17 protein-coding genes are annotated in these 19,200 nt (G+C 67.1%); 9 read left to right on the top strand and 8 right to left on the bottom strand.

Going from position 1 to position 19,200, the window contains the following annotated elements; translation table 11 throughout:
• Window positions 1-4 precede the first annotated feature (4 nt).
• From AC3WLC_RS18780 to AC3WLC_RS18760, 5 genes are read right to left on the bottom strand one after another with little or no spacing between them, the layout of a single operon-like run.
• The gene (locus AC3WLC_RS18780) at window positions 5-1,051 is read right to left on the bottom strand and encodes a hydroxyacid dehydrogenase (protein ID WP_493685442.1); all 1,047 of its coding nucleotides are present in this window, start codon (window positions 1,049-1,051) and stop codon (window positions 5-7) included.
• A gap of 3 nt (window positions 1,052-1,054) precedes the next feature.
• Window positions 1,055-1,462: a carboxypeptidase-like regulatory domain-containing protein gene (locus AC3WLC_RS18775; protein ID WP_493685441.1), complete on the bottom strand. Its 408-nt coding sequence runs from the start codon at window positions 1,460-1,462 to the stop codon at window positions 1,055-1,057.
• 3 nt (window positions 1,463-1,465) lie between these two features.
• The gene (locus tag AC3WLC_RS18770) at window positions 1,466-2,278 is read right to left on the bottom strand and encodes a carbohydrate ABC transporter permease (RefSeq protein WP_159650145.1); all 813 of its coding nucleotides are present in this window, start codon (window positions 2,276-2,278) and stop codon (window positions 1,466-1,468) included.
• Window positions 2,278-3,210 carry a carbohydrate ABC transporter permease gene (locus tag AC3WLC_RS18765; RefSeq protein WP_493685440.1) on the bottom strand — a complete coding sequence of 311 codons (933 nt, stop codon included), beginning with the start codon at window positions 3,208-3,210 and terminating at the stop codon, window positions 2,278-2,280. Before AC3WLC_RS18765 ends, AC3WLC_RS18770 begins: the two co-directional genes overlap by 1 nt.
• A gap of 25 nt (window positions 3,211-3,235) precedes the next feature.
• Window positions 3,236-4,486 carry an ABC transporter substrate-binding protein gene (locus AC3WLC_RS18760; RefSeq protein ID WP_493685439.1) on the bottom strand — a complete coding sequence of 417 codons (1,251 nt, stop codon included), beginning with the start codon at window positions 4,484-4,486 and terminating at the stop codon, window positions 3,236-3,238.
• Between the two features lie 199 nt (window positions 4,487-4,685).
• On the opposite strand from AC3WLC_RS18760, the gene araD reads away from it, so the two are divergent.
• Window positions 4,686-6,416 (top strand): L-arabinonate dehydratase, encoded by a 1,731-nt coding sequence (gene araD, locus AC3WLC_RS18755; protein WP_493685438.1) that lies wholly within the window; start codon window positions 4,686-4,688, stop codon window positions 6,414-6,416.
• Entirely contained in the window at window positions 6,416-7,477 is a 1,062-nt protein-coding gene (locus AC3WLC_RS18750; RefSeq protein WP_493685437.1) for a LacI family DNA-binding transcriptional regulator, read from the top strand. Before araD ends, AC3WLC_RS18750 begins: the two co-directional genes overlap by 1 nt.
• Before the next feature lie 8 nt (window positions 7,478-7,485).
• On the opposite strand, the gene AC3WLC_RS18745 is transcribed toward AC3WLC_RS18750, so the two are convergent.
• Window positions 7,486-8,619: a mandelate racemase/muconate lactonizing enzyme family protein gene (locus AC3WLC_RS18745; protein WP_493685436.1), complete on the bottom strand. Its 1,134-nt coding sequence runs from the start codon at window positions 8,617-8,619 to the stop codon at window positions 7,486-7,488.
• A 110-nt stretch (window positions 8,620-8,729) separates the two neighbouring features.
• On the opposite strand from AC3WLC_RS18745, the gene AC3WLC_RS18740 reads away from it, so the two are divergent.
• From AC3WLC_RS18740 to AC3WLC_RS18710, 7 genes are all read left to right on the top strand, one after another.
• On the top strand, window positions 8,730-9,542 hold the full coding sequence (locus tag AC3WLC_RS18740) for an HpcH/HpaI aldolase family protein (RefSeq protein WP_493685435.1): 813 nt from the start codon (window positions 8,730-8,732) through the stop codon (window positions 9,540-9,542).
• A gap of 5 nt (window positions 9,543-9,547) precedes the next feature.
• Complete coding sequence (locus tag AC3WLC_RS18735; protein WP_493686084.1) at window positions 9,548-10,567, top strand: Gfo/Idh/MocA family protein; 1,020 nt, start codon at window positions 9,548-9,550, stop codon at window positions 10,565-10,567.
• A 339-nt stretch (window positions 10,568-10,906) separates the two neighbouring features.
• A complete protein-coding gene (locus tag AC3WLC_RS18730; protein WP_493685434.1) occupies window positions 10,907-12,412 on the top strand; it encodes an ABC transporter substrate-binding protein in 1,506 nt (501 codons plus the stop codon).
• A gap of 208 nt (window positions 12,413-12,620) precedes the next feature.
• Window positions 12,621-13,565, top strand: coding sequence for an ABC transporter permease (locus tag AC3WLC_RS18725; protein ID WP_493685433.1), 945 nt, complete (start codon window positions 12,621-12,623; stop codon window positions 13,563-13,565).
• Complete coding sequence (locus tag AC3WLC_RS18720) at window positions 13,565-14,434, top strand: ABC transporter permease (RefSeq protein WP_493685432.1); 870 nt, start codon at window positions 13,565-13,567, stop codon at window positions 14,432-14,434. Before AC3WLC_RS18725 ends, AC3WLC_RS18720 begins: the two co-directional genes overlap by 1 nt.
• 23 nt (window positions 14,435-14,457) lie before the next feature.
• Entirely contained in the window at window positions 14,458-16,260 is a 1,803-nt protein-coding gene (locus tag AC3WLC_RS18715) for a gamma-glutamyltransferase family protein (protein ID WP_493685431.1), read from the top strand.
• A gap of 13 nt (window positions 16,261-16,273) precedes the next feature.
• Window positions 16,274-17,038 carry a DUF1028 domain-containing protein gene (locus tag AC3WLC_RS18710; protein ID WP_493685430.1) on the top strand — a complete coding sequence of 255 codons (765 nt, stop codon included), beginning with the start codon at window positions 16,274-16,276 and terminating at the stop codon, window positions 17,036-17,038.
• A gap of 135 nt (window positions 17,039-17,173) precedes the next feature.
• Here the strand turns inward: AC3WLC_RS18710 and AC3WLC_RS18705 are convergent, their stop codons facing one another.
• Window positions 17,174-18,130, bottom strand: coding sequence for a dihydrodipicolinate synthase family protein (locus tag AC3WLC_RS18705; protein WP_493685429.1), 957 nt, complete (start codon window positions 18,128-18,130; stop codon window positions 17,174-17,176).
• Between the two features lie 73 nt (window positions 18,131-18,203).
• On the bottom strand, window positions 18,204-19,193 hold the full coding sequence (locus AC3WLC_RS18700; RefSeq protein ID WP_493685428.1) for a TRAP transporter substrate-binding protein: 990 nt from the start codon (window positions 19,191-19,193) through the stop codon (window positions 18,204-18,206).
• Window positions 19,194-19,200: the final 7 nt, after the last annotated feature.

Below are 19,200 nucleotides of genomic sequence, written 5' to 3'. Positions count from 1 at the left end.
CGGCCTAGGCTGAGCCCGCCGACTTCGGCGTCGCCCCTTCCCGCCCGGGCGTGCTGCGCATCAGCGCCATCGTCTGGAGGTTGGCGCGCTGCAGCCGCACCGGCGGCAGGCCGCGCAGGATCAAGGCGAGATCGTCGAGCACGCGCTCGCCCATGTCGTGGAAGGCGGCGGGTATGCCGCCGGCCCGGTGCGAGGACAGCAGCATCGGCGAGCGTCGGATGGGATCACCGGCCGGCACCGGCTCCTGCGGGAAAACGTCGGTCGCGATCCGCAGGCGTCCGGCCTCGGCGAGCAAAGCCGGAAAATCGACGATGGCGGCGCGGCTCACCAATACCAGGATGGCGCCGTCGCGCATCCGCGCCAGCGCCTTCGCGTCGATGAAGCCGGGATTGTCCCTGGTCGATCCGGCGAGCAGGAAGACGACGTCGCTGGTTTCGAGCAGCTCGTCCAGCCCGCAGGCCCGGCAGCCCTCATCGGCGATCGCCGAGGCGGGCAGCCAGGGATCATGCACCAGGATTTCCGGCCGGAAGCCTTCGAGCAGCCGGCGCAGCGCCCGGCCGAGATTGCCGAAGCCGACCAGCCCGATCCGCGCCCGCGACAGCAGGACCGAGCCGGCACAGCCGAAGCGGCCATAGGCCTCCTTGCCCTCGCGCATGGCGCGGTCACCGGCAGTGATGCCGCGCGCGAGGTCGAGCGCCAGGCCCAGCGCCATCTCCGCCACCGGCACGGCGAAGACCGGCGCGACCGAGAGGATCTCGATGCCCCGCGCGGCACAGACCGCCGCATCGACATTGGGCAGGAAATTGCCCTCGACATTGATCACCGCCCGCAAGTGCGGCGCCCGCGCGATCCGCTCGGCCGGCAGGTCGGTTTGACCCAGAATGGCGCTGACGCGCGGCAGCGCCGCTTCGACCAGCACTTCCGGCAAGCGCCCGTCGATGTCGTCCGTCACCACCTCGGCCAGCGCATGCAGCCGGCGCATCTGCCCGGGATCGAAAATCGAGCCGGCCCGGCGCGGATGCGGATCGAGCAGGACGACCGGGCGCGCCATCCCTCAGGCCTTGCCGGAGAGGACGAGCGGAGCCGCGAGCGTCGTGTTCTGCGAACGGAAGAAGAGCCGGATCGGGATGCGCTCGGACGAGCCGACGCCCGGCTTCACCGCGCTGAGCTGGATGTGGTGCGACGGATTGCCCGTAATGCGGAAGCTGCCGTCTGCTCCGGTCTTCACGCTGCGATTTTCGGCGAATGTGGTGAAGCTGAAGACCCAGAGCGTGACCTGGGCCCCTTCCACCGGCTTGCCCTGCGCGTCGAGCACCTGCCCGAGCACGAGCCCGTCATCATGGGTCGAGGCATAGAGGTTCCAGGCGGCCGCGACGGCGAGGATGGCGGCCGGGACCAGGACGAAGCGGTTAAGCAGCCACTTCCGCCAGCCACTCGGACCTTTGCCGGAGTAAGCTTCCATCGGCTAGCCCTTCGTCGCGCCGGAGGTGAGGCCCTGGATGAACTCCTTCTGCGCCAGCAGGAACAAAAGGATGCCAGGTGCGAGCACCATGATGCAGAAGGCGTAGAGCGCCCCGGTCGTATCCTCCTGATAGGACAGGAAGCGCGCCAGTCCGAGCGGCAGCGTCTGCATCTCCGGCGTCCGCGTCATGATCAGCGGCCAGAGGAAATTGTTCCAGGACCAGATGAAGGACAGGATCACGTTGGTCGCCATGGCGGACTTCGCCAGCGGCAGCATGATCGTCCAGACGATGCGCCATTCCGGCAGGCCGTCGACCTTGGCGGCGTCGATCAGCGAGCCCGGGATCGCATCGAAACTCGCCTTGAACACGAAGATGCAGATGATCGTCGAGAATTGCGGCAGGGCCAGGCCGACATAGGAATTCAGCAGCCCGAGCTGGCCGGTGATCAGATAGGCCGGGATGATCGTCGCCTGGAACGGCACCATCATGCAGGACAGGAACAGGATCAGGATGAAGCCCTTTCCCCGGAACTCGCGGGTCAGCGCATAGCCCGCCATCGCGTTGAAGACGACATTGGCGGCGATGGTGATGACCGAGACGATGACGCTGTTCAGGAAGTAGCGGGCGAACGGGATCGCGTACCAGACATCGACATAATAGAAGAGGTGCGGGTTGCGCGGGATGATGCTGGGCGGAAAGGTGAAGATGTTCTCGCCCGAAACGGACGTCTTCAGCACCCAGTAGAACGGCACCAGCATCACGAAGCAGACGGCGATCAGCGCCAGATGGATCGGCCAGGTCGGAGAGCGGCGCATCATTCCATGTCCCTGGCGCCGGCATTGCCGCCGGAGAGCCGGTTCGCCGCCCAGGCGACCGTGATCAGGAAGACGAAGAACACGACCGTCACCGCAGCCGCATAGTCGAAGCGCGTCTGCACGAAGCCGAGCTTGTAGATGTAGGTGACGAGGATCTCGGTGGCGCGGCCGGGACCACCGCCGGTCATGACATAGACCAGGTCGAAGCTGGTCACCGAGTTCAGCATGCCGATGACGAAGCACAGGAAGATCGAGGGACGCAGCAGCGGCAGGATGATGCGCCAGAAGCGGTCGCCGGCAGTAGCGCCGTCGATCTCGGCCGCCTCGAACAGCGAGCTCGGGATGTTCTGTAGCCCGGTCAGCAGGATGATCATGTAGAAGCCGAGCATCTGCCAGATATTGGCGACGACGACCGAGGGCAGCGCCCAGAAGAACGAGTTCAGGAACGGGATCGGCGTATCGGTGAGGTGCAGCAGCCTCGCGACATAGTTCAGGAGGCCGACGCGCTCGTCATACATCCAGCGCCAGATGATCGCGACCGCGACCGTCATCAGCGGATAGGAGAGGAAGATCAGCGTGCGATAGATGTTGCGGCCGCTGATGTTGGAGTTGACCAGCAGCGCCAGGCCGAGCGCCATCGCGATCCCGACCGGCGCCGACAGGATGATGAAGACCGTGTTCCAGAGCGACTGCCAGAACACCTCGTCGGTCAGCATCTCCTCGTAGTTCTCGAGGCCGATGAAGACCGCCGGCTTCAGCGGCGACCAGGCCTGGAAGGAGAGCAGGATGTTCCAGGCCAGCGGCAGGATGCGGTAGAGCAGGAAGATCAGTAGCGACGGCAAGAGGAAGCACCAGACCAGGATGGCCTGGCGCGTCGTCGCCCTGCGCAGGAAGGAGGTACGCCGCCGTTCGGGCGCGGCGGACATAGCCATTGCCATAACCGGCACTGCTCCCCACTCAGGACCGACGCATGACGCGCGTGACGGCGCGCTCGGCATCCGCCATCGCCGTCTTGGCATCCTTGCGGCCGAGCACGGCGTTCTGGATCTCGGCCCAGAAGGCGTCCTTGACCTGCGCATCATTGGGCAAGGGCCAGTTGCCGCACATCTTGTCGGTGTGCTCGAGCTGGGTCAGCAGCACGGCATGGGCCAGCGGATCCTCGGCCTTGACCTTCTCCAGCCCGATTTTGTCGGCGGCGAGGTTGCCGGTGAGGATGCGCCGGCGCACCGAGAACTCGGTCGCCCATTTGTTGCCGGTCATGTGCTTGACCAGAGCCCAGGCGAGATCCGGATTCTTCGACGATTTCGAGATGGCAAAGCCGTGATTGGTCGGCGTCGACCAGTTGCCGGGGTTCTGGGCCGCGCCCAGCGTATCGGGGTTGACCCAGGGCGCCTGGCCCTTGACGAAGAAATACGAGGCCGAATGGGCCTGCAGCATGCCGACATTGCCGGAAGCGAAGGCGCCGTTGGGCTCGACCCAGCGCCCGGTCCAGGCGATCTTGTTGATCCCGCCCGAGGCCGTCGCCTTGGCCAGCTTCTCCAGCACCTCGATCGTCTTGGGGGTATTGAAGGCCGGCGTCTTCATATCCGGCTTCAGCAGCTCGACGCCGTTCATCTGCATCAGCGGCCAATAGAGCCAGTCAAAATTCAGCGTCAGGAAGCCGGTCTTCTCGCCCTTAGCCATCGCCTGGCTGAAATTGACGATCTCGTCGAAGGACTTGGGCGCATCCGCCAGGCCCGCCTCCTTGAACATCGTCTTGTTGTAGAACAGCAGCGTCTTGGCGATGTAGAAGGGCACGACATAGTTCTTCTTGTCGTAGACGAAGCTCGCCAGGTAGTCCTGGTTGTAGAGCTTGGCGACGTCGGGCTCCTTCTGCATATAGGGCGTCAGGTCGAGCAGGGCGCCGTTTGCCGCCCACTCCACCCAGATCGCGCCCTGGAGGTCGATGATGTCGGGCGCCGTGCCGGCCACGAGCTGCGTCTGGTAGAAGGCCGGCAGCTCCGGCCCCTTCTTGTCGAGCCACTCGATCTCGACACCCGGATTCTGCGCCTTGAAGTCGGCGAACTCCTCTTTGAACAGCGCCTCCTGGTCGGCGATGTTCCAGGTCAGGATGCTGAGCTTGCGGTTCGACTGCGCCCGCAGATAGGCCGGCATCGCCACCGTTCCCGCCGCAGCCAGGCCGCTCTTGATGAGTGTTCTGCGGTCCATGCCGCCCTCCCTGAAATGATCTGGCGCCTCGCCTCTCCGGGCGAGCTTCGACATCGATGATAGCGGTTACATTCGTTCGGTCAAGGCGCGTTCACGATGGCGCTAATTTCCTTTTTTTATGCAAGTTTCAGCGTATTTCATTCGATTGACAGGGTTATGAAAGCGATGTCATCTAGCACGTCGCCTCGCCGTGGAGTTCATGCCCTTGCCGTCCCGCCGCCCTGAAGAATTGCGCAGCGCGCGCTGGTATTCGGCTGAAGGCATGCGCGCCTTCGCCCATCGCCAGCGCATGCAGCAGATGGGCCTGCGACGCGAGGAGTTCATGGGCCGGCCGGTGATCGCGATCCTGAACACCTGGAGCGACCTCTCGCCCTGCCATGCGCATCTGCGCGAGCGCGCCGAAGCGGTGAAGCGCGGGGTGATCCGCGCCGGCGGCCATCCGGTCGAATTGCCGGCCCTGTCGCTCGGCGAGGTCATGGTGAAGCCGACCACCATGCTCTACCGCAACCTCCTCGCTATGGAGGCGGAGGAGCTGCTGCGCCAGCACCCGATCGACGGCGCCGTGCTGCTCGGCGGCTGCGACAAGACCACGCCCGGCCTGCTGATGGGCGCGCTCAGCATGGACCTGCCGGCGATCTTCTGCCCGGCCGGACCGATGCTCAACAGCAGCTGGCGCGGCACGCGCGTCGGCGCCGGCACGCACACCATGAAATACTGGAACGAGTATCGCGCCGGGAAGCTCAGCGAGACCGAGCTGGTCGAGATCGAGGGCATCTCGACGCGCTCGCCCGGCACCTGCAACACCATGGGCACGGCCTCGACGATGACGTCGATCGCCGATGCGCTCGGGCTGACATTGCCGTTCGCCTCCAGCATCCCTGCCATGGATTCGGCCCATACCCGCATGGCCTCGGCCTGCGGCGAGCGGATCGTCGAGATGGTCTGGGAGGACCTGAAGCCCTCGCAAATCCTGACGCAGGGCTCGGTGCGCAACGCGCTGCATGTCGATGTCGCCCTGTCGGGCTCGACCAATGCGGCGATCCATCTCATCGCCATGGCGCGGCGGGCAGGCCTGTCGATCTCGCTCGACGATTTCGACGCGATCGCCCGGCAGACGCCGATCCTCGCCAATGTCTTCCCGGCCGGGAATTTCCTGATGGAGGATTTCTACTTCGCCGGCGGCCTTGGCGGGCTGATGTCGCGGCTGACGGATCGGCTCGACCTTGGCGCCCGCAACGTCCTCGGCCAGACGCTTGGCGAAGCCTTGGAACGGGCGCGGATCGTCGACGAGGACGTCATCCGCCCGCTCTCGAACCCGGTCAGCGCGATGCCCGCCATCGCCGTGCTGCGCGGCAATCTCGCCCCGAACGGCGCGGTGATCAAACCCTCGGCCGCGACCCCGGAGCTGCTCGTCCATCGCGGCAAGGCGGTCGTCTTCGACGGTCCCGCCGCCCTCGCCAGGGGCGTCGAGGATCCCGATCTCGATGTCGACGAGACCAGCGTGCTGATCCTGCGCGGCGCCGGCCCGGTCGGCGCGCCGGGCATGCCGGAATGGGGGGCGCTGGCCCTGCCGAAGAAGCTGCTCGCCAAGGGCGTGCGCGACATGGTCCGCATTTCAGATGCGCGCATGAGCGGCACCCATTACGGCACCTGCGTGCTGCATGTCGCACCGGAATCGCATGTCGGCGGGCCCCTTGCCTTGGTCCAGACCGGCGACGAGATCGTTCTCGACGTGCCGAACCGGCGCCTCGACATGCTGGTCGGTGAGGCCGAGCTTGCCCGCCGCCGGGCCGCCTGGAAGGAGCCGCCGCCGCTCTATGGCCGCGGCTACGGCATGCTGTTCCAGCGCACGGTAACGCAGGCCGACAAGGGCTGCGATTTCGATTTCCTCGAGCACGGCCCACCCACGGCCGAGCCGGGCATCTTCTGATGAAGGGCGGCAAGGAAGCGGAGAAGACCAGGCAGGCGCCCGCCATGCGCGAGCGCTCCGGCACGGCGCGTCCGCGCATGGCCGATGTCGCGCGCATCGCCGGCGTCTCGACCGCGACCGTCTCGCGCGCGCTGCGCCAGCCCGAACTCGTCTCTCCCGAGGTTCGTGGCAAGATCGCAGCCGCGGTCGACCATCTCTCCTATCGGCCGAACCTGATGGCCGGTGCACTCGCCAGCGCCCGCAGCAAGACGATCGGCGTGATCATCCCCTCGATGATCAACGCCTTTTTCTCGGTGACGCTCGAAGCGATCGAGGAAGGGTTGGCCGGCGCGGGCTACCAGCTCCTGATCGGCAACAGCCATTACGAGCTGGAGACCGAGGAGCGGCTGATCGCCTCGATGCTGGCTTGGTCACCAGCCGCACTGGTCATCACTGGCTGCCGGCACAGTCGCGGCGCGATGCGCGCTCTGCTCGACACCGACGTGCCGATCGTCGAGATGTGGGAATTGACCGACAATCCGATCGACACGGCGATCGGCTTCTCCCAGCGCGACATCGGCGTCGCGGTCGCCCGGCATTTCAAGGAGCGTGGCGCCAGACGGCTCGGCTTCGTCGGCGCCATGCACCAGCGCGATTATCGCGCCGATTCCAGGCGCGCCGGTTTCTTCGAGACGGCGCTGAGCATCGGCTACGAGCCTCCCGCCGAGGTGCAGCTCCCCGGCCTGCCGACCTCGGTCAGAGGCGCCAAGGCCTTTGCCGAGCTGATGGCTGGGCACCCCGATGTCGATGCCGTGCTCTGCACCAACGATATCGTCGCGCTCGGCGCCCTGTTCGAGGCGCAGCGGCTGGGCTGGTCGGTGCCGGACCGGCTTAAAATCTGCGGCGTCGGCGATGTCGATTTCGCTGCCGCCTGTGAGCCCGGTCTCAGCACGGTCAGCCTGCCGCGGCGGGCGATCGGCCTGAAGATCGCCGAGGTGCTGCGCGAGCGCATCGCCGGCAGCCTGCCGACCGGCGGCGTCCACGATCTCGGCTTCGAGCTGGTGAGGCGGGGCAGCACGTGAGCCCTCCCCTACGCCGCGCGCGCGACGATGCCCTCCAGATCGTCGGCCAGGCCGATGCCCGGCCGCTGGCTCAGCGTCACCCAGCCTCCGGAGAGGGGCATCAGGCCCGAGATCAGATTATCGCGCCACGGGTTCGGGTTCGTGTCGATCTCCAGCAGCCCCTCGCCGCCCGCCGCCGCGAGCAGATGGGCCGAGGCGAGCAGGCCGACACCGCCGCCGAGATAATGCGGGCAGTAGATCAGACCGGCCGCGCGAGCAGCCCGGGCCACCGCGAGACAACCGCTCAGGCCGCCCCATTTCGCAGCGTCCGGCTGCAGGAAGCTGAACAGCCCCGAAGCGATCGCCGCCTCGAACTCCGCGACCGCGTTCATGTTCTCGCCGGCGGCGATCGCGATCGGCATCGCCTCGTGCAGAGCGCGCCACTCATCGAGCGGGCGGTCGGCCCGCAAGGGCTCCTCCAGCCAGTCGAGCCGGTAATCGGCGAAGCGCCTGCCATGCGCGATCGCCTGGTCGAGGCTCCAGCCCTGGTTGGCGTCGATCATCAGCCGGCGATCGCCGATCGCGCCGCGGATCGCATCGAGCGAGCGGATATCGGTCTCCGTACCGAAACCGACTTTCAGCTTGAAGCATTCATGGCCTCGCGCCAACTCACGCGCCGCGACCTCAGCCGGCGCTTCCGGGCCGATGCCGCTCGCATAGGCGCCGACCACGCCCGAGGCCTGCCCGTCGAGATAGGCATAGAGCGGCAGCCCCGCGCGCCGAGCCGCCAGATCATGGCAGGCGATGTCGAGCCCGGCGCAGACCTGGCGCAGCGGCCCCCATTCGCCGGACTGGATAGCGAGGACATGCAGCCTGTCCATCAACCTCGCGAAGACCTCGCCGACCGGCAGTGGCGACAGCTGCTGCAGCAGAGGCCCGGCCGTCTCCAGCACGAGGCGCGCCCTGTGCTCGGCGCCGACCGAGGGGAAGTTGCACCAGATCTCGCCGAGGCCGCGATTGCCGCTGTCGTCCTCGACCTCGACGAAGACCGCGGGCCGATCGCGCATGATGCCGAAGGAGGTCCGCACATGCGTCTCGATCGGCGCGCGTACCGCCACTGCCCTCACAGCAGTGATGACGACCTCATCCGACGGGTAGGCCATGTCCAGCGCGCTCCGGCTCGTCCTCATGCCGGCTTAGACCGCCCCGAAGGCCGGGCGCCAGCTTTTTCACGCCTACCAACCCGACCTCGCCATCCCCGGGAGAGACGCCCATGACCGCCAGCGACAGCCACGCCACCCGGCCCAACCCCTTTCGCGAAGCGATGCGCCAGGGCCGCCCACTGGTGGGCATCTGGTCGATGCTGAACAGCGTGGATGCGACGGAGGCGCTCGGCTGGTCCGGCTATGACTGGCTGCTGGTCGACGGCGAGCACGCGCCGGTCTCGCTGCACGATGCGATGGCGCATTGCCGCGCCATCGCCGCGACGCCGACCATCCCGATCGTGCGGCTGCTCTGGAACGATCCCCTGCTGATCAAGCAGCATCTCGACGCCGGCATCGCCACGCTGATGCTGCCCTTCGTGCAGACGCCGGAAGAGGCCGCCCGCGCCGTCCAGTCGCTGCGCTATCCGCCGCACGGCATTCGCGGCATCGCCGCGATGCATCGGGCCAGCCGTTACACGCGCTTCAAGGACTATGCGGTGCAGGCGAGCCAGTCGCTCTTCCTCATCGTCCAGATCGAGACCAAGGAAGCGCTCGAGCGCTGCGAGGAGATCGCCGCGGTGGACGGGGTCGATGCCGTCTTCTTCGGACCGGGCGATCTCGCCGCCAGCATGGGCATGCCTGGGCAGGCCGCCCATCCCGACGTCACTGCCGCGATCGAGGACGGGCTCCGGCGCTGCCGGCCTCTCGGCAAGGCGGTCGGCGCACTCGCGCCCAATGACGAGATCTCCGAGCGCCATATCCGCTCCGGCTTCGACTTCGTCTCGGTCGCCAACGACTTCTCGCTGCTCCTGCGCAATGCCGATGCGGCAGCGACGCGCTTCCGTGGCGTCGCCGACGGCATCACCACGAAGAAGGCTTGACCGTCATGCGGGTCGGGCTCGCAGGGTTCGGCGCCTGGGGGCGCATGCATGCGCGGGTCTATGCGCAGCTTCCGGGCGCGGAGCTCGCCGCCATCTTCTGCCATGGCGATGTGACGGCGCAGGCTGCCGCATCCGCTTATCCTGAAGCCGTGGTCGTCCGCAGCTTCGAGGACCTGATCACGCTGCCGCTCGACGTCGTCGCGATCGCCGTGCCGAACCATCTGCATGCCCGCAGCGCCGTCGCCGCCCTGAAGGCGGGCAAGCACGTCATCCTGGAAAAGCCGCTCGGCGTCACCCTGGCCGAATGCGACGCGGTCCTCGCCGCGGCGCGGGAGAGCGGCCGCAAGGTCGCGGTCAATCACGAATTGCGGGTGTCGCAGCAATGGCGGCAGGTGCGCGAGATCATCGCCGGTGGCGAGATCGGGCGCGTGACGCATCAGCATCTCTCGCTGTTCCGCCGCCCCTTTCGGCCTGGCTCCGGCGGCTGGCGGCAGGACGAAGCGCGGGTCGGTTCCTACAGCCTGGAAGAGCTGGTCCACTTCGTCGATCTCGTGATGTGGTACGCAAGGGAGAACGGCCTGCCCGACCGCGTCACGGCGCGCGCCAGCGACGGCTCGGCGATGCCGCAGACGCTCTCGGCCCTGCTCGACTGGCCGGATGGTTCGAGCGCGCTGGTGACACAGTGCCTCGCCGGCTTCCAGCACCATTCCCTGCTCGAGATCGCCGGCAGCGCGGGCGCGATCCGCACGAGCTGGAGCGGCGCCTTCGATCGCGCCGAGCATCCGAGCTTCTCGCTCTGGGTCCAGGCCGCCGATGAGAGCGATGCCCGCGAGCGCCCGATCGCCTTCTCCGGCGAGCTGTTCGAGCTCGAACAGAACCTTGCTTTCGCGCTCGCCTCCTTTGCCGGCGAGGGCGAGCCGTCGCTCAGCCTCGTCGAAGCGCGCAACGCCGTGGCCCTCTGCCTCGCCATTCAGGAAGCCGGGCGAAAGGGAGAGCCGGTCTCGCTCGTCGACTGGACCACGTAGGGCGCCGCTCTCCGCTGGTGCCGCATCGATGCCGCCCGATCAGATCGGTGCCGCATTTTTGGCCGGAGCCGAATTTGCGCGAAGTCCTTGCGGGTTAATAAACTCAAAGGCTTAGCGAACACTCCGCCCGCGTGTGCAGCAAGCTTCGCCTGTTCCTGCGATGGCAAGGTTGTGCGGGAGCAGGCCGAGCCTATCGACGATCTCCTCAAAATGCGCCAGCTTGGTACCGAACGGGACCAACGACAGATCGACACGCAAAGTTCCGGAGATCGCCGCAAGAGCGATGGCGCCCGGCCAACGGGCTGACGACACAGCAAGACAACGATGAGGGGAACAGCGATGAAACGTATCGTCCTGCTGGCGTCGGCCGCCTTGTTCGGCCTCGCCGCACTTCCGGCACTCGCCCAATCGCCTTCGACCTTGCGCGTCGGCCTGCAGGAGGACCCCGACGTCCTCGATCCGCACAAGGCGCGCACCTTCGTCGGCCGCATCGTCTTCATGGGGCTTTGCGACCGGCTCGTCGACATCGATCCCGAGCTGAAGATCATCCCGCGGCTGGCGACCGAATGGTCGTTCTCAGCTGACGGCCTGACGCTGACGATGAAGCTGCGCAGCGACGCCAAGTTCCATGACGGCGAGAGCTTCAACGCCGAGGCGGCCAAGGCCAATATCGAGCGGGCAATGACGCTGCCGGATTCGCTGCGGAAATCCGAGCTCGCCTCGGTCGATAGCGTCAGCGCGCCTGATCCCGCGACACTCGTCTTCAAGCTGAAGCGCCCGGATGCGACGCTGCTCTCCCAGCTCACCGACCGCGCCGGCATGATGCTGTCGCCGAAGAGCCTCGGCCCCGACATCTCGGCCAAGCCGGTCTGCTCCGGGCCTTATCAGTTCGTCGAGCGCGTCCAGAACGACCGGATCGTGCTGGAGAAGTTCAAGGGACACTGGGAAGCCGACAAGTACCAGTTCGACCGGATCGTCTACCGCGCCATCCCCGACACCACCGTCCGCCTCGCCAATTTGCGCGCCGGCGAGCTCGACATGCTGGAGCGGCTGGCTCCGACCGATGTGAAATCGGCGCAGGGCGACAAGAACCTCAAGGTCCAGAGCACAGCCAATCTCGGCTATCAGGGCATCACCATCAACACCAACCACACCGACGCCGCCAACCAGCCCATGGGCAAGGACAAGCGCGTCCGGCAGGCGCTGTCGCTGTCGATCGACCGGAAGGTGCTGAGCCAGGTGGTGTTCGAGGGGCTCTATGCGCCGATGAACCAGCCCTTCAACCCCGGCAACCAATATCTCTCCGCTGCTTTGCCCGTGCCGGAGCGCGACGTCGCCAAGGCCAAGGCGCTGCTCAAGGAAGCCGGGCAGAGCAAGGTTTCGGTCGAGCTCTTCGTCACCAACAACCCGGTCGACGCCCAGCTCGGCCAGGTGATCCAGGCGATGGCGCAGGAAGCCGGCATCGGCATCCAGATCCGCTCCAGCGAGTTCGCCAGCCAATTGCGCGACCAGCAGCAGGGCAAGTTCCAGATGAGCCGGATCGGCTGGTCCGGCCGCATCGATCCGGACGGCAACATCCATCCGTTCGTGACGACCAAAGGCAATCAGAACGACGGCAAATATTCCAATGCCGAGGTCGACAAGCTGCTCGACGAGGCCCGCACGATCTACGACGTCGCCGAGCGCAAGAAGCGCTATGACGCGGCGCAGAAGATCCTCCAGGACGAATTGCCGATCGTCTATCTCTACAACCAGACCGTCTTCTTCGCGCTGCGCGCCAACATCCAGGGCTTCGTGATCAACCCCGACGGTCTGATCCGGCTCTCGGGGCTGAAGCGGTCGTGACATCGATACGGCAGCCGATCGAGGCTCTTCCCTTCCCCCTTGCGGGGAAGGGAGAGGGATGGGGGGCGTCCCGCTTGGCTCACGGCATCGGGACGACTGCCCTGGCATTGGCCATGCCGTCCTTCATCGCGATTGCTCGCCCAGGCTTTTCGCCCCCCACCTCTAGCCCCTCCCCGCAAGGGGGAGGGGAAATCAGCCAGAGCACGCCATGCTCGCCCTGATCGGCCGGCGGCTCCTGATCGCGATCCCGACGCTGTTCCTGGTGTCGCTGTTCGTCTTCGCCCTGCAAAGGGCGCTGCCGGGCGACCCGTTCCTGGTCATCGCCGGCGAGGAGCGCGACCCCGAGGTGATCGCGCGCCTGCGCCAGATCTACCGGCTCGACGATCCGATCGTGGTGCAGTTCTTCGCCTGGCTCGGCCAAGTGATCCAGGGCGATTTCGGCCGCTCGCTGCGCACCGGCGAGCCGGTGCTCGGGCTGATCATCCAGAAGCTCGGCGTCACCTTCCAGCTTGCCGTCGCCTCGATGCTGGTCGCGGTCGGCATCGGCATCCCCGCCGGCATCATCGCTGCCAGGCGCAAGGATACGCTCGCAGACTATTCGGCGAGCGCGGTCGCGCTGTTCGGCCTCTCGGTGCCGCATTTCTGGCTCGGGATCATGCTGATCCTGCTGGTCTCGGTCGAGCTGCGCTGGCTGCCGGCCTCGGGCTTCGAATCGATCTTCACTGACCCGCGCGCCGCGATCGAGCGATTGATCATGCCGGCCTTCGTGCTCGGCGGCGGGCTCGCCGCATCGCTGATGCGCCACACCCGCTCGGCGATGCTCGAAGTGCTGCAGTCCGACTATGTCCGGACCGCGCGCGCCAAGGGCCTCGCCGAGGATGCGGTGATCAACCGGCACGCGTTGCGCAACGCGCTGGTGCCGATCATCACCCTGTCGACGATCCTGTTCGGCGAATTGCTCGCCGGCGCGGTGCTGACCGAGCAGGTCTTCACCATCCCCGGCTTCGGCAAGCTGATCGTCGATGCCGTCTTCAACCGCGACTATGGCGTCGTCCAGGGCGTGGTGCTCTGCACCGCGATCGGCTTCATCGCGATGAACCTCCTCGCGGACGTCCTCTACATCCTCGTCAACCCGCGCCTGAGGGACAGCTGATGGGCGCGATGACCGTCCGCGCCACTGGCGCAAACCTCCAGGGCCGCGGCTCGTTGCGCAAGCTGCTGCGCAGCCGCTCGGCCCGGATCGGCGGGATGATCGTGCTCATCTTCGTCGCCATGGCGCTGCTGGCGCCGCTGCTGCCGCTCGCCGACCCCTTGAAGTCGAATTTCCTCGCCATCCGCAAGCCGCCCTCCGAGCTCTACTGGTTCGGCACCGACGAGCTCGGGCGCGATCAGGTCTCGCGGCTCGTCTTCGGGGCGCAGGCCTCGCTGCTCGCCGGCATCATCTCGGTCGCAATTGCGCTTGCGGTCGGGGTCCCGATCGGCCTGATCGCCGGCTGGTATGGCGGCTGGATCGACGTGGTGATCTCGCGCGTCACCGAGGCGCTGCTCGCCTGCCCCTTCCTGATCCTGGCGATCGCCCTCGCCGCCGTGCTCGGCCCGTCGCTGACCAATGCGATGATCGCGATCGGCCTCTCCTTCGCGCCGATCCTGATCCGGCTGGTGCGCGGACAAGTGCTGGCGATCAAGAACGAGGAATTCGTCGACGGCGCCCGCGCCATCGGCGGCGGCAAGCTCTACATCCTCTTCCGCCATGTCGCGCCGAACACGCTCTCGCCGATCATCGTGCAGTCGACGCTGTTCATGGCGCAGGCGATCGTGCTCGAAGCCGCCCTGTCCTTCCTCGGCCTCGGCCAGCAGCCGCCCTCGCCGTCCTGGGGCCAGATGCTCAACGTCGCCAAGAATTTCATGGAGCAGGCGCCGTGGATGTCGGTGGCGCCCGGCGTCGCCATCTTCCTGGCGGTCCTCGGCTTCAACCTGCTCGGCGACGGCCTGCGCGACGCGCTCGATCCCAAAGAATCCTGATCCTACCGCCTAAGGAACCAACCATGTTCACCACCCGCCCCGAGATCCTCGGCACCTTCGGCGTCGTCACCTCGACGCATTGGCTCGCAACCGCGTCCGGCATGGCGATGCTGGAGAAGGGCGGCAACGCCTTCGACGCCTGCGCCGCCGCCGCCTTCGTGCTGCAGGTGGTCGAGCCGCATCTGGTTGGCCCGGCCGGCGACATGCCGGCGGTGTTCTATTCCGCCGAGACCAAGAAGGTCGAAGTGCTCTGCGCCCAGGGGCCGGCGCCGGCGGCCGCGACGATCAAGGCCTACAAGGACCTCGGCATCGACATCATCCCCGGCGACGGCCTGCTCTCGACCGTGATCCCCGGCGCCTTCGGCGGCTGGATGACGATGCTGCGCGACCATGGCCGCTTGCCCCTGCGCGAGGTGCTGGAGCCGGCGATCGGCTATTTCGAGAACGGCCATCCGATGCTGCCGCGCGTCTCCGACACGATCGCGGGCCTCAGCGACCTCTTCACCGGGGAATGGCCGACCTCCGGCGCCGTCTACCTGCCCGGCGGTAATGCCCCGAAGGCGCGCGAGCTCTTCCGCAACCCGGCCGCGGCCGCGACCTACAAGCGCATCCTCGCCGAGGCGGAAGCTGCCGGCGGTGACCGCCAGAAGCAGATCCAGGCCGCCTACGATGCCTGGTACAAGGGCTTCGTCGCCGAGGCGATGGACGCCTTCTGCCGCACGGAAGCGCCGATGGATTCGACCGGCCGCCGGCATAAGGGCCTGCTCACGGCGCAGGACATGGCCGGCTGGGCACCGCATTACGAGGCGCCGGCGAGCGTGACCTATCATGACTGGGAGGTCTTCAAGATCGGCCCCTGGGGCCAGGGCCCGGTCTTCCTGCAGACGCTGAAGATCCTCGAAGGCTTCGACCTTTCCGCCATGGGTCCGGCGAGCCCGGAGTTCATCCATCACGTCGCGGAAGCGATGAAGCTCGCCTTCGCCGATCGCGAGGCCTATTACGGCGACCCCGATTTCGTGAAGGTGCCGCTGGCGACGCTGCTGTCGGACGACTATGCCCGCGGCCGGCGCGACCTGATCGGCAATGAGGCATCGCTCGAAATCCGCCCGGGTGCAGTCTCGGGATTCGAAGCCCAAGTCGCGCAGGCGCTCGCCAATATCCGGATCGCCGGCCAGCATGGTGCTACGACCAGCGCGACCGTCGGCGAGCCGACCTTGGCCTCGATGGTCGCCTCCTCGCAGCGCGGCGACACCGTGCATATCGACGTAATCGACCGCTGGGGCAACATGGTCGCGGCGACGCCGTCGGGCGGCTGGCTGCAATCCTCGCCGGTGATCCCGGAGCTCGGCTTCCCGTTGAACTCGCGCGCCCAGGCCTTCTTCCTCGAAGAGGGCCTGCCCTCCTCGCTCGCACCCGGCAAGCGCCCGCGCACCACGCTGACCCCGACCATCGCCTTCGAGAACGGGCAGCCGCGTCTCGCCTTCGGCACGCCGGGCGGCGACCAGCAGGAGCAATGGCAGCTCGGCATGTTCCTGCGCCGGGTGCATCACGGGCTCAATCTGCAGGAGGCGATCGACCTGCCGCTGTTCCACACCCAGCACTTCCCCTCGACCTTCTATCCGCGCGAGGCGCGGCCGGGCCATCTCGCAGTCGAGGAGAGCGTCGGCGAGGCGGTGCTGGCCGAACTCACCCGGCGCGGCCACAAGCTGGAAACGGCACCGGCCTGGACGGTCGGGCGCCTGACCGCAGCCGAGAAGAGCGCGAATGGCCTCTTGCGCGCGGCAGCGACCCCGCGTCTGATGCAGGCCTACGCGATCGGGCGCTAGGAGGCCTGCCTCTATGACATGGTCCATCGTCGCTCGCGACGCCGCCACCGGCGCCTTTGGCGTCGCCGTCTCGACCTGCGCCTTCGGCGTCGGCGCGCGCGTGCCCTATGGCTGCGGCCGGGTCGGCGCGATCGCAACGCAGGCCTTCGTCAACCCGCTCTACGGCGTCGACGGGCTCCGATTGCTGCAGGAAGGGCGCTCCTCGGTCGAGATCATCGCCAATCTGACCGCGGCCGATGAAGGCCGTGCGCATCGGCAACTCCATCTGATCGATCGCGACGGCCGCACCGCGTCCTATACCGGCAATGCCTGCATCGACTGGTGCGGGGCGGTGAACGGGCCGCAGGTCTCGGTCGCCGGCAACATGCTCGCCGGGCCGGAGGTCGTCCAGGAGACGCTGAAGGCTTATGTCGAGAACTCAGGTCTCGACTTCGACGAGCGCCTGCTGGTGGCGCTCGAAGCCGGCGAGAAGGCAGGCGGCGACAAGCGCGGCCGGCAATCCTGCGCAATCCGGATCTGGGCAAGCGAGCCGGTGCCGAGCTTCGACATCAGGGTCGACGACCATGCCGAGCCGCTTGTTGAATTGCGCCGGCTCTGGCGCGTGGCGCATCAGCGCTCCGTGCCGTTCCAGCAGGCCTCGCCCTCGCGGGCACGGCCCGCCGGCGTCACCGACCGGGCCGAGCTCGACCGGCTCTGCGCGGAGTATGCCGCAGCGTGGAATGCGCGGCATCCGGAACAGGAGCAACCTGTCCCCTCTCCGCTTGCGGGAGAGGGTTAGGGTGAGGGTGGGGGGTCGCGCGACACTGGTCGTCTGCTCAGCGTCGCGCTTTCGGAAACCTCAAAGACCTGAACGACCCCTCATCCGGCCCTTCGGGCCACCTTCTCCCGCAGGGGGAGAAGGGGAGCGCGAGCTTCACGCCGCCTTGGCAGCCCGCCCCTCAGCCGCCCACTTGGCGTACCAGCTCTTGAAGCGGCGCCATTCGGTCTCGACATAGTTGCGCTGGGCGTCGGAGAGCCTGTCGGCCTCGTTGAAGTGGCGCTCATAGGCCTTGTGGCCCTCCAGCACCATCAGGTGCTTGTAGTAGAGCACGAGGTCGACGCCCTCGTCGAAGGACGACAGCACATAGAGCGCCCGCTCCAGCTCGAGCGCATCGCGCTCGGCCTGCGGATCGCCGGCTGCGGCCTTCTGCGAGAGCGCGACGAGGTGCAGCACCTCCTTGGGCAGGGCATTGCCGATGCCGGTGATCGCGCCGCCGGCGCCGCAGCGGATGAAGCCGTGCGTGACCTGCGTATCGACGCCGACCATCAGGGTCAGCTTGGGATCGCGATTGGTGATGTGCTCGGCCGCATAGGTCAGCGCCGCGCCGCCGCCGAACTCCTTGAAGCCGACGAGATGCGGGTAGCGCGCATTCAGCGCGAAGAACAGGTCGGCCTTGGTCTCGTAGCCGTAATAGGGGCTGTTGTAGATCACCGAGGGCAGGTCGACGGCCGCTTCCAGGATGCCCTCGAAATGGGCGCGCTGCGCCTGGAGCGAGGAGCCGCGCGAGAGCACGCGCGGGATCACCATCAGCCCTTGCGCGCCGGCCTTCTTGGCATGGGCGGCGAGCGCGGCGGCGCGCTTCGGGTTCTGCGCGCCGGTGCCGACGATCAGCGGTATGCCGCCCTTCACCAGAGCCTCGACGCCCTCCATGCGCTGCTCGTCGGTGAGCAGCGGCCAGTCGCCCATCGAGCCGCAATAGACCACCGCCGACATGCCGGCGTCGATCAGATGGCGGCCGGTGCGCACCAGCTCGGCGTAGTCGACGTCGCCCGAGGCGGTACAGGGACTCATCAAAGCGGGGATGGTGCCGCTGAAGATGTTCTTGGTCATGGCAGGGATCCGCTCACGGGAGGAAATGCGGCTGCGGGCGGAGCGCCCGCTGCCGTGATGATAGCCTAAAAAATCAGGCCGTGATCGCCTTGCCGGCCTTGCGCAGATCGGCGAGCACCGGTGCCTTCGGCAGCCAAATCTTGTCGAACTCGGCGATGACGGCCTCGGCGTCCTTCGGGTTGGCGAGCTTGAAGTTGGCGCCGGCCGCCTTGAACTGCTCGACCAGCTTGGGCTCGTTGACAGCGAGCGCGTCGATCTGCTCGTCGAGCGCGGCGCGGACCGTCTTCTGGATCAGCTCGCGATCAGCCGCCGGCATGCCCTGCCAGACACGGCCCGAGGCGAGCGCGATCACCGGCATGAAGATCGCATTCATCTGCAGGATGGTCTTGGAGACCTTGTCGAAGCGCTGGTTCCAGGAGAACTCCAGATCGGCCTCGAGGCCGTCGACCTGACCATTGGTCATGGCGTCGAAGACCTGCGGTGTCGGGATCGGGGTCGGGGCGGCGCCGAGCAGTTGGTAGAAGTCGCGATAGACCGGCGTCGGATTGATGCGCAGCTTCATGCCCTTGATGCCGCCGATGCCATCGATCTCCTTGGCGGCGAAAACGGCGCGCATGCCGGTGATGCCCCAGGCCATGCCGACGCAGCCGGTCTCGCGCGGCAGCACGTCAAACAGCTTCATCGCGACGGGGTCGCGCACCAGCTTGGCGATCTTGGCGGTGGAGTCGACGATGTAGGGCGCGGTGATCGCGCCGATCGCCGGGACGCGCGAGCCGAGCTCGGCGGCCATGATCCAGCCCATGTCGAGTGCGCCGGACTGCATCTGCTGCAGCATCGCCGCCTCGTTGCCGAGCTGGCCGGAGTGGAAGACCGTCAGGTTCAGCCGGCCATTGGTCTCGGCCTTCAACCGCTCGCCGACCTTGACGGCCGCGACGTTCCAGGGGTGGCCGTTCGGGGTGAGAATGCCCAAGCGCAGATCCTTGCTCTGGGCGAGCAGCAGCGCGGGCTTGGCGATCGGCAGGGTCGCGGCGGCAGCGAGCAAATGGCGGCGCGAGATGGTCATGACGGAA

This window comes from Allobosea sp. GW821-FHT03A12 (assembly GCF_058986765.1).
The sequence above is the reverse complement of the archived record's forward strand: the minus strand, read 5'-3'. Positions and strand labels throughout refer to the sequence as shown.

Excerpts from the sequence above, each read along its gene's own strand:
- AC3WLC_RS18780 (WP_493685442.1), bottom strand. The coding sequence starts at position 1,051 with ATGGCGCGCCCGGTCGTCCTGCTCGATCCGCATCCGCGCCGGGCCGGC.
- AC3WLC_RS18775 (WP_493685441.1), bottom strand. The coding sequence starts at position 1,462 with ATGGAAGCTTACTCCGGCAAAGGTCCGAGTGGCTGGCGGAAGTGGCTG.
- AC3WLC_RS18770 (WP_159650145.1), bottom strand. The coding sequence starts at position 2,278 with ATGCGCCGCTCTCCGACCTGGCCGATCCATCTGGCGCTGATCGCCGTC.
- AC3WLC_RS18765 (WP_493685440.1), bottom strand. The coding sequence starts at position 3,210 with ATGGCTATGTCCGCCGCGCCCGAACGGCGGCGTACCTCCTTCCTGCGC.
- AC3WLC_RS18760 (WP_493685439.1), bottom strand. The coding sequence starts at position 4,486 with ATGGACCGCAGAACACTCATCAAGAGCGGCCTGGCTGCGGCGGGAACG.
- araD (WP_493685438.1), top strand. The coding sequence starts at position 4,686 with ATGCCCTTGCCGTCCCGCCGCCCTGAAGAATTGCGCAGCGCGCGCTGG.
- AC3WLC_RS18750 (WP_493685437.1), top strand. The coding sequence starts at position 6,416 with ATGAAGGGCGGCAAGGAAGCGGAGAAGACCAGGCAGGCGCCCGCCATG.
- AC3WLC_RS18745 (WP_493685436.1), bottom strand. The coding sequence starts at position 8,619 with ATGGCCTACCCGTCGGATGAGGTCGTCATCACTGCTGTGAGGGCAGTG.
- AC3WLC_RS18740 (WP_493685435.1), top strand. The coding sequence starts at position 8,730 with ATGACCGCCAGCGACAGCCACGCCACCCGGCCCAACCCCTTTCGCGAA.
- AC3WLC_RS18735 (WP_493686084.1), top strand. The coding sequence starts at position 9,548 with ATGCGGGTCGGGCTCGCAGGGTTCGGCGCCTGGGGGCGCATGCATGCG.
- AC3WLC_RS18730 (WP_493685434.1), top strand. The coding sequence starts at position 10,907 with ATGAAACGTATCGTCCTGCTGGCGTCGGCCGCCTTGTTCGGCCTCGCC.
- AC3WLC_RS18725 (WP_493685433.1), top strand. The coding sequence starts at position 12,621 with ATGCTCGCCCTGATCGGCCGGCGGCTCCTGATCGCGATCCCGACGCTG.
- AC3WLC_RS18720 (WP_493685432.1), top strand. The coding sequence starts at position 13,565 with ATGGGCGCGATGACCGTCCGCGCCACTGGCGCAAACCTCCAGGGCCGC.
- AC3WLC_RS18715 (WP_493685431.1), top strand. The coding sequence starts at position 14,458 with ATGTTCACCACCCGCCCCGAGATCCTCGGCACCTTCGGCGTCGTCACC.
- AC3WLC_RS18710 (WP_493685430.1), top strand. The coding sequence starts at position 16,274 with ATGACATGGTCCATCGTCGCTCGCGACGCCGCCACCGGCGCCTTTGGC.
- AC3WLC_RS18705 (WP_493685429.1), bottom strand. The coding sequence starts at position 18,130 with ATGACCAAGAACATCTTCAGCGGCACCATCCCCGCTTTGATGAGTCCC.
- AC3WLC_RS18700 (WP_493685428.1), bottom strand. The coding sequence starts at position 19,193 with ATGACCATCTCGCGCCGCCATTTGCTCGCTGCCGCCGCGACCCTGCCG.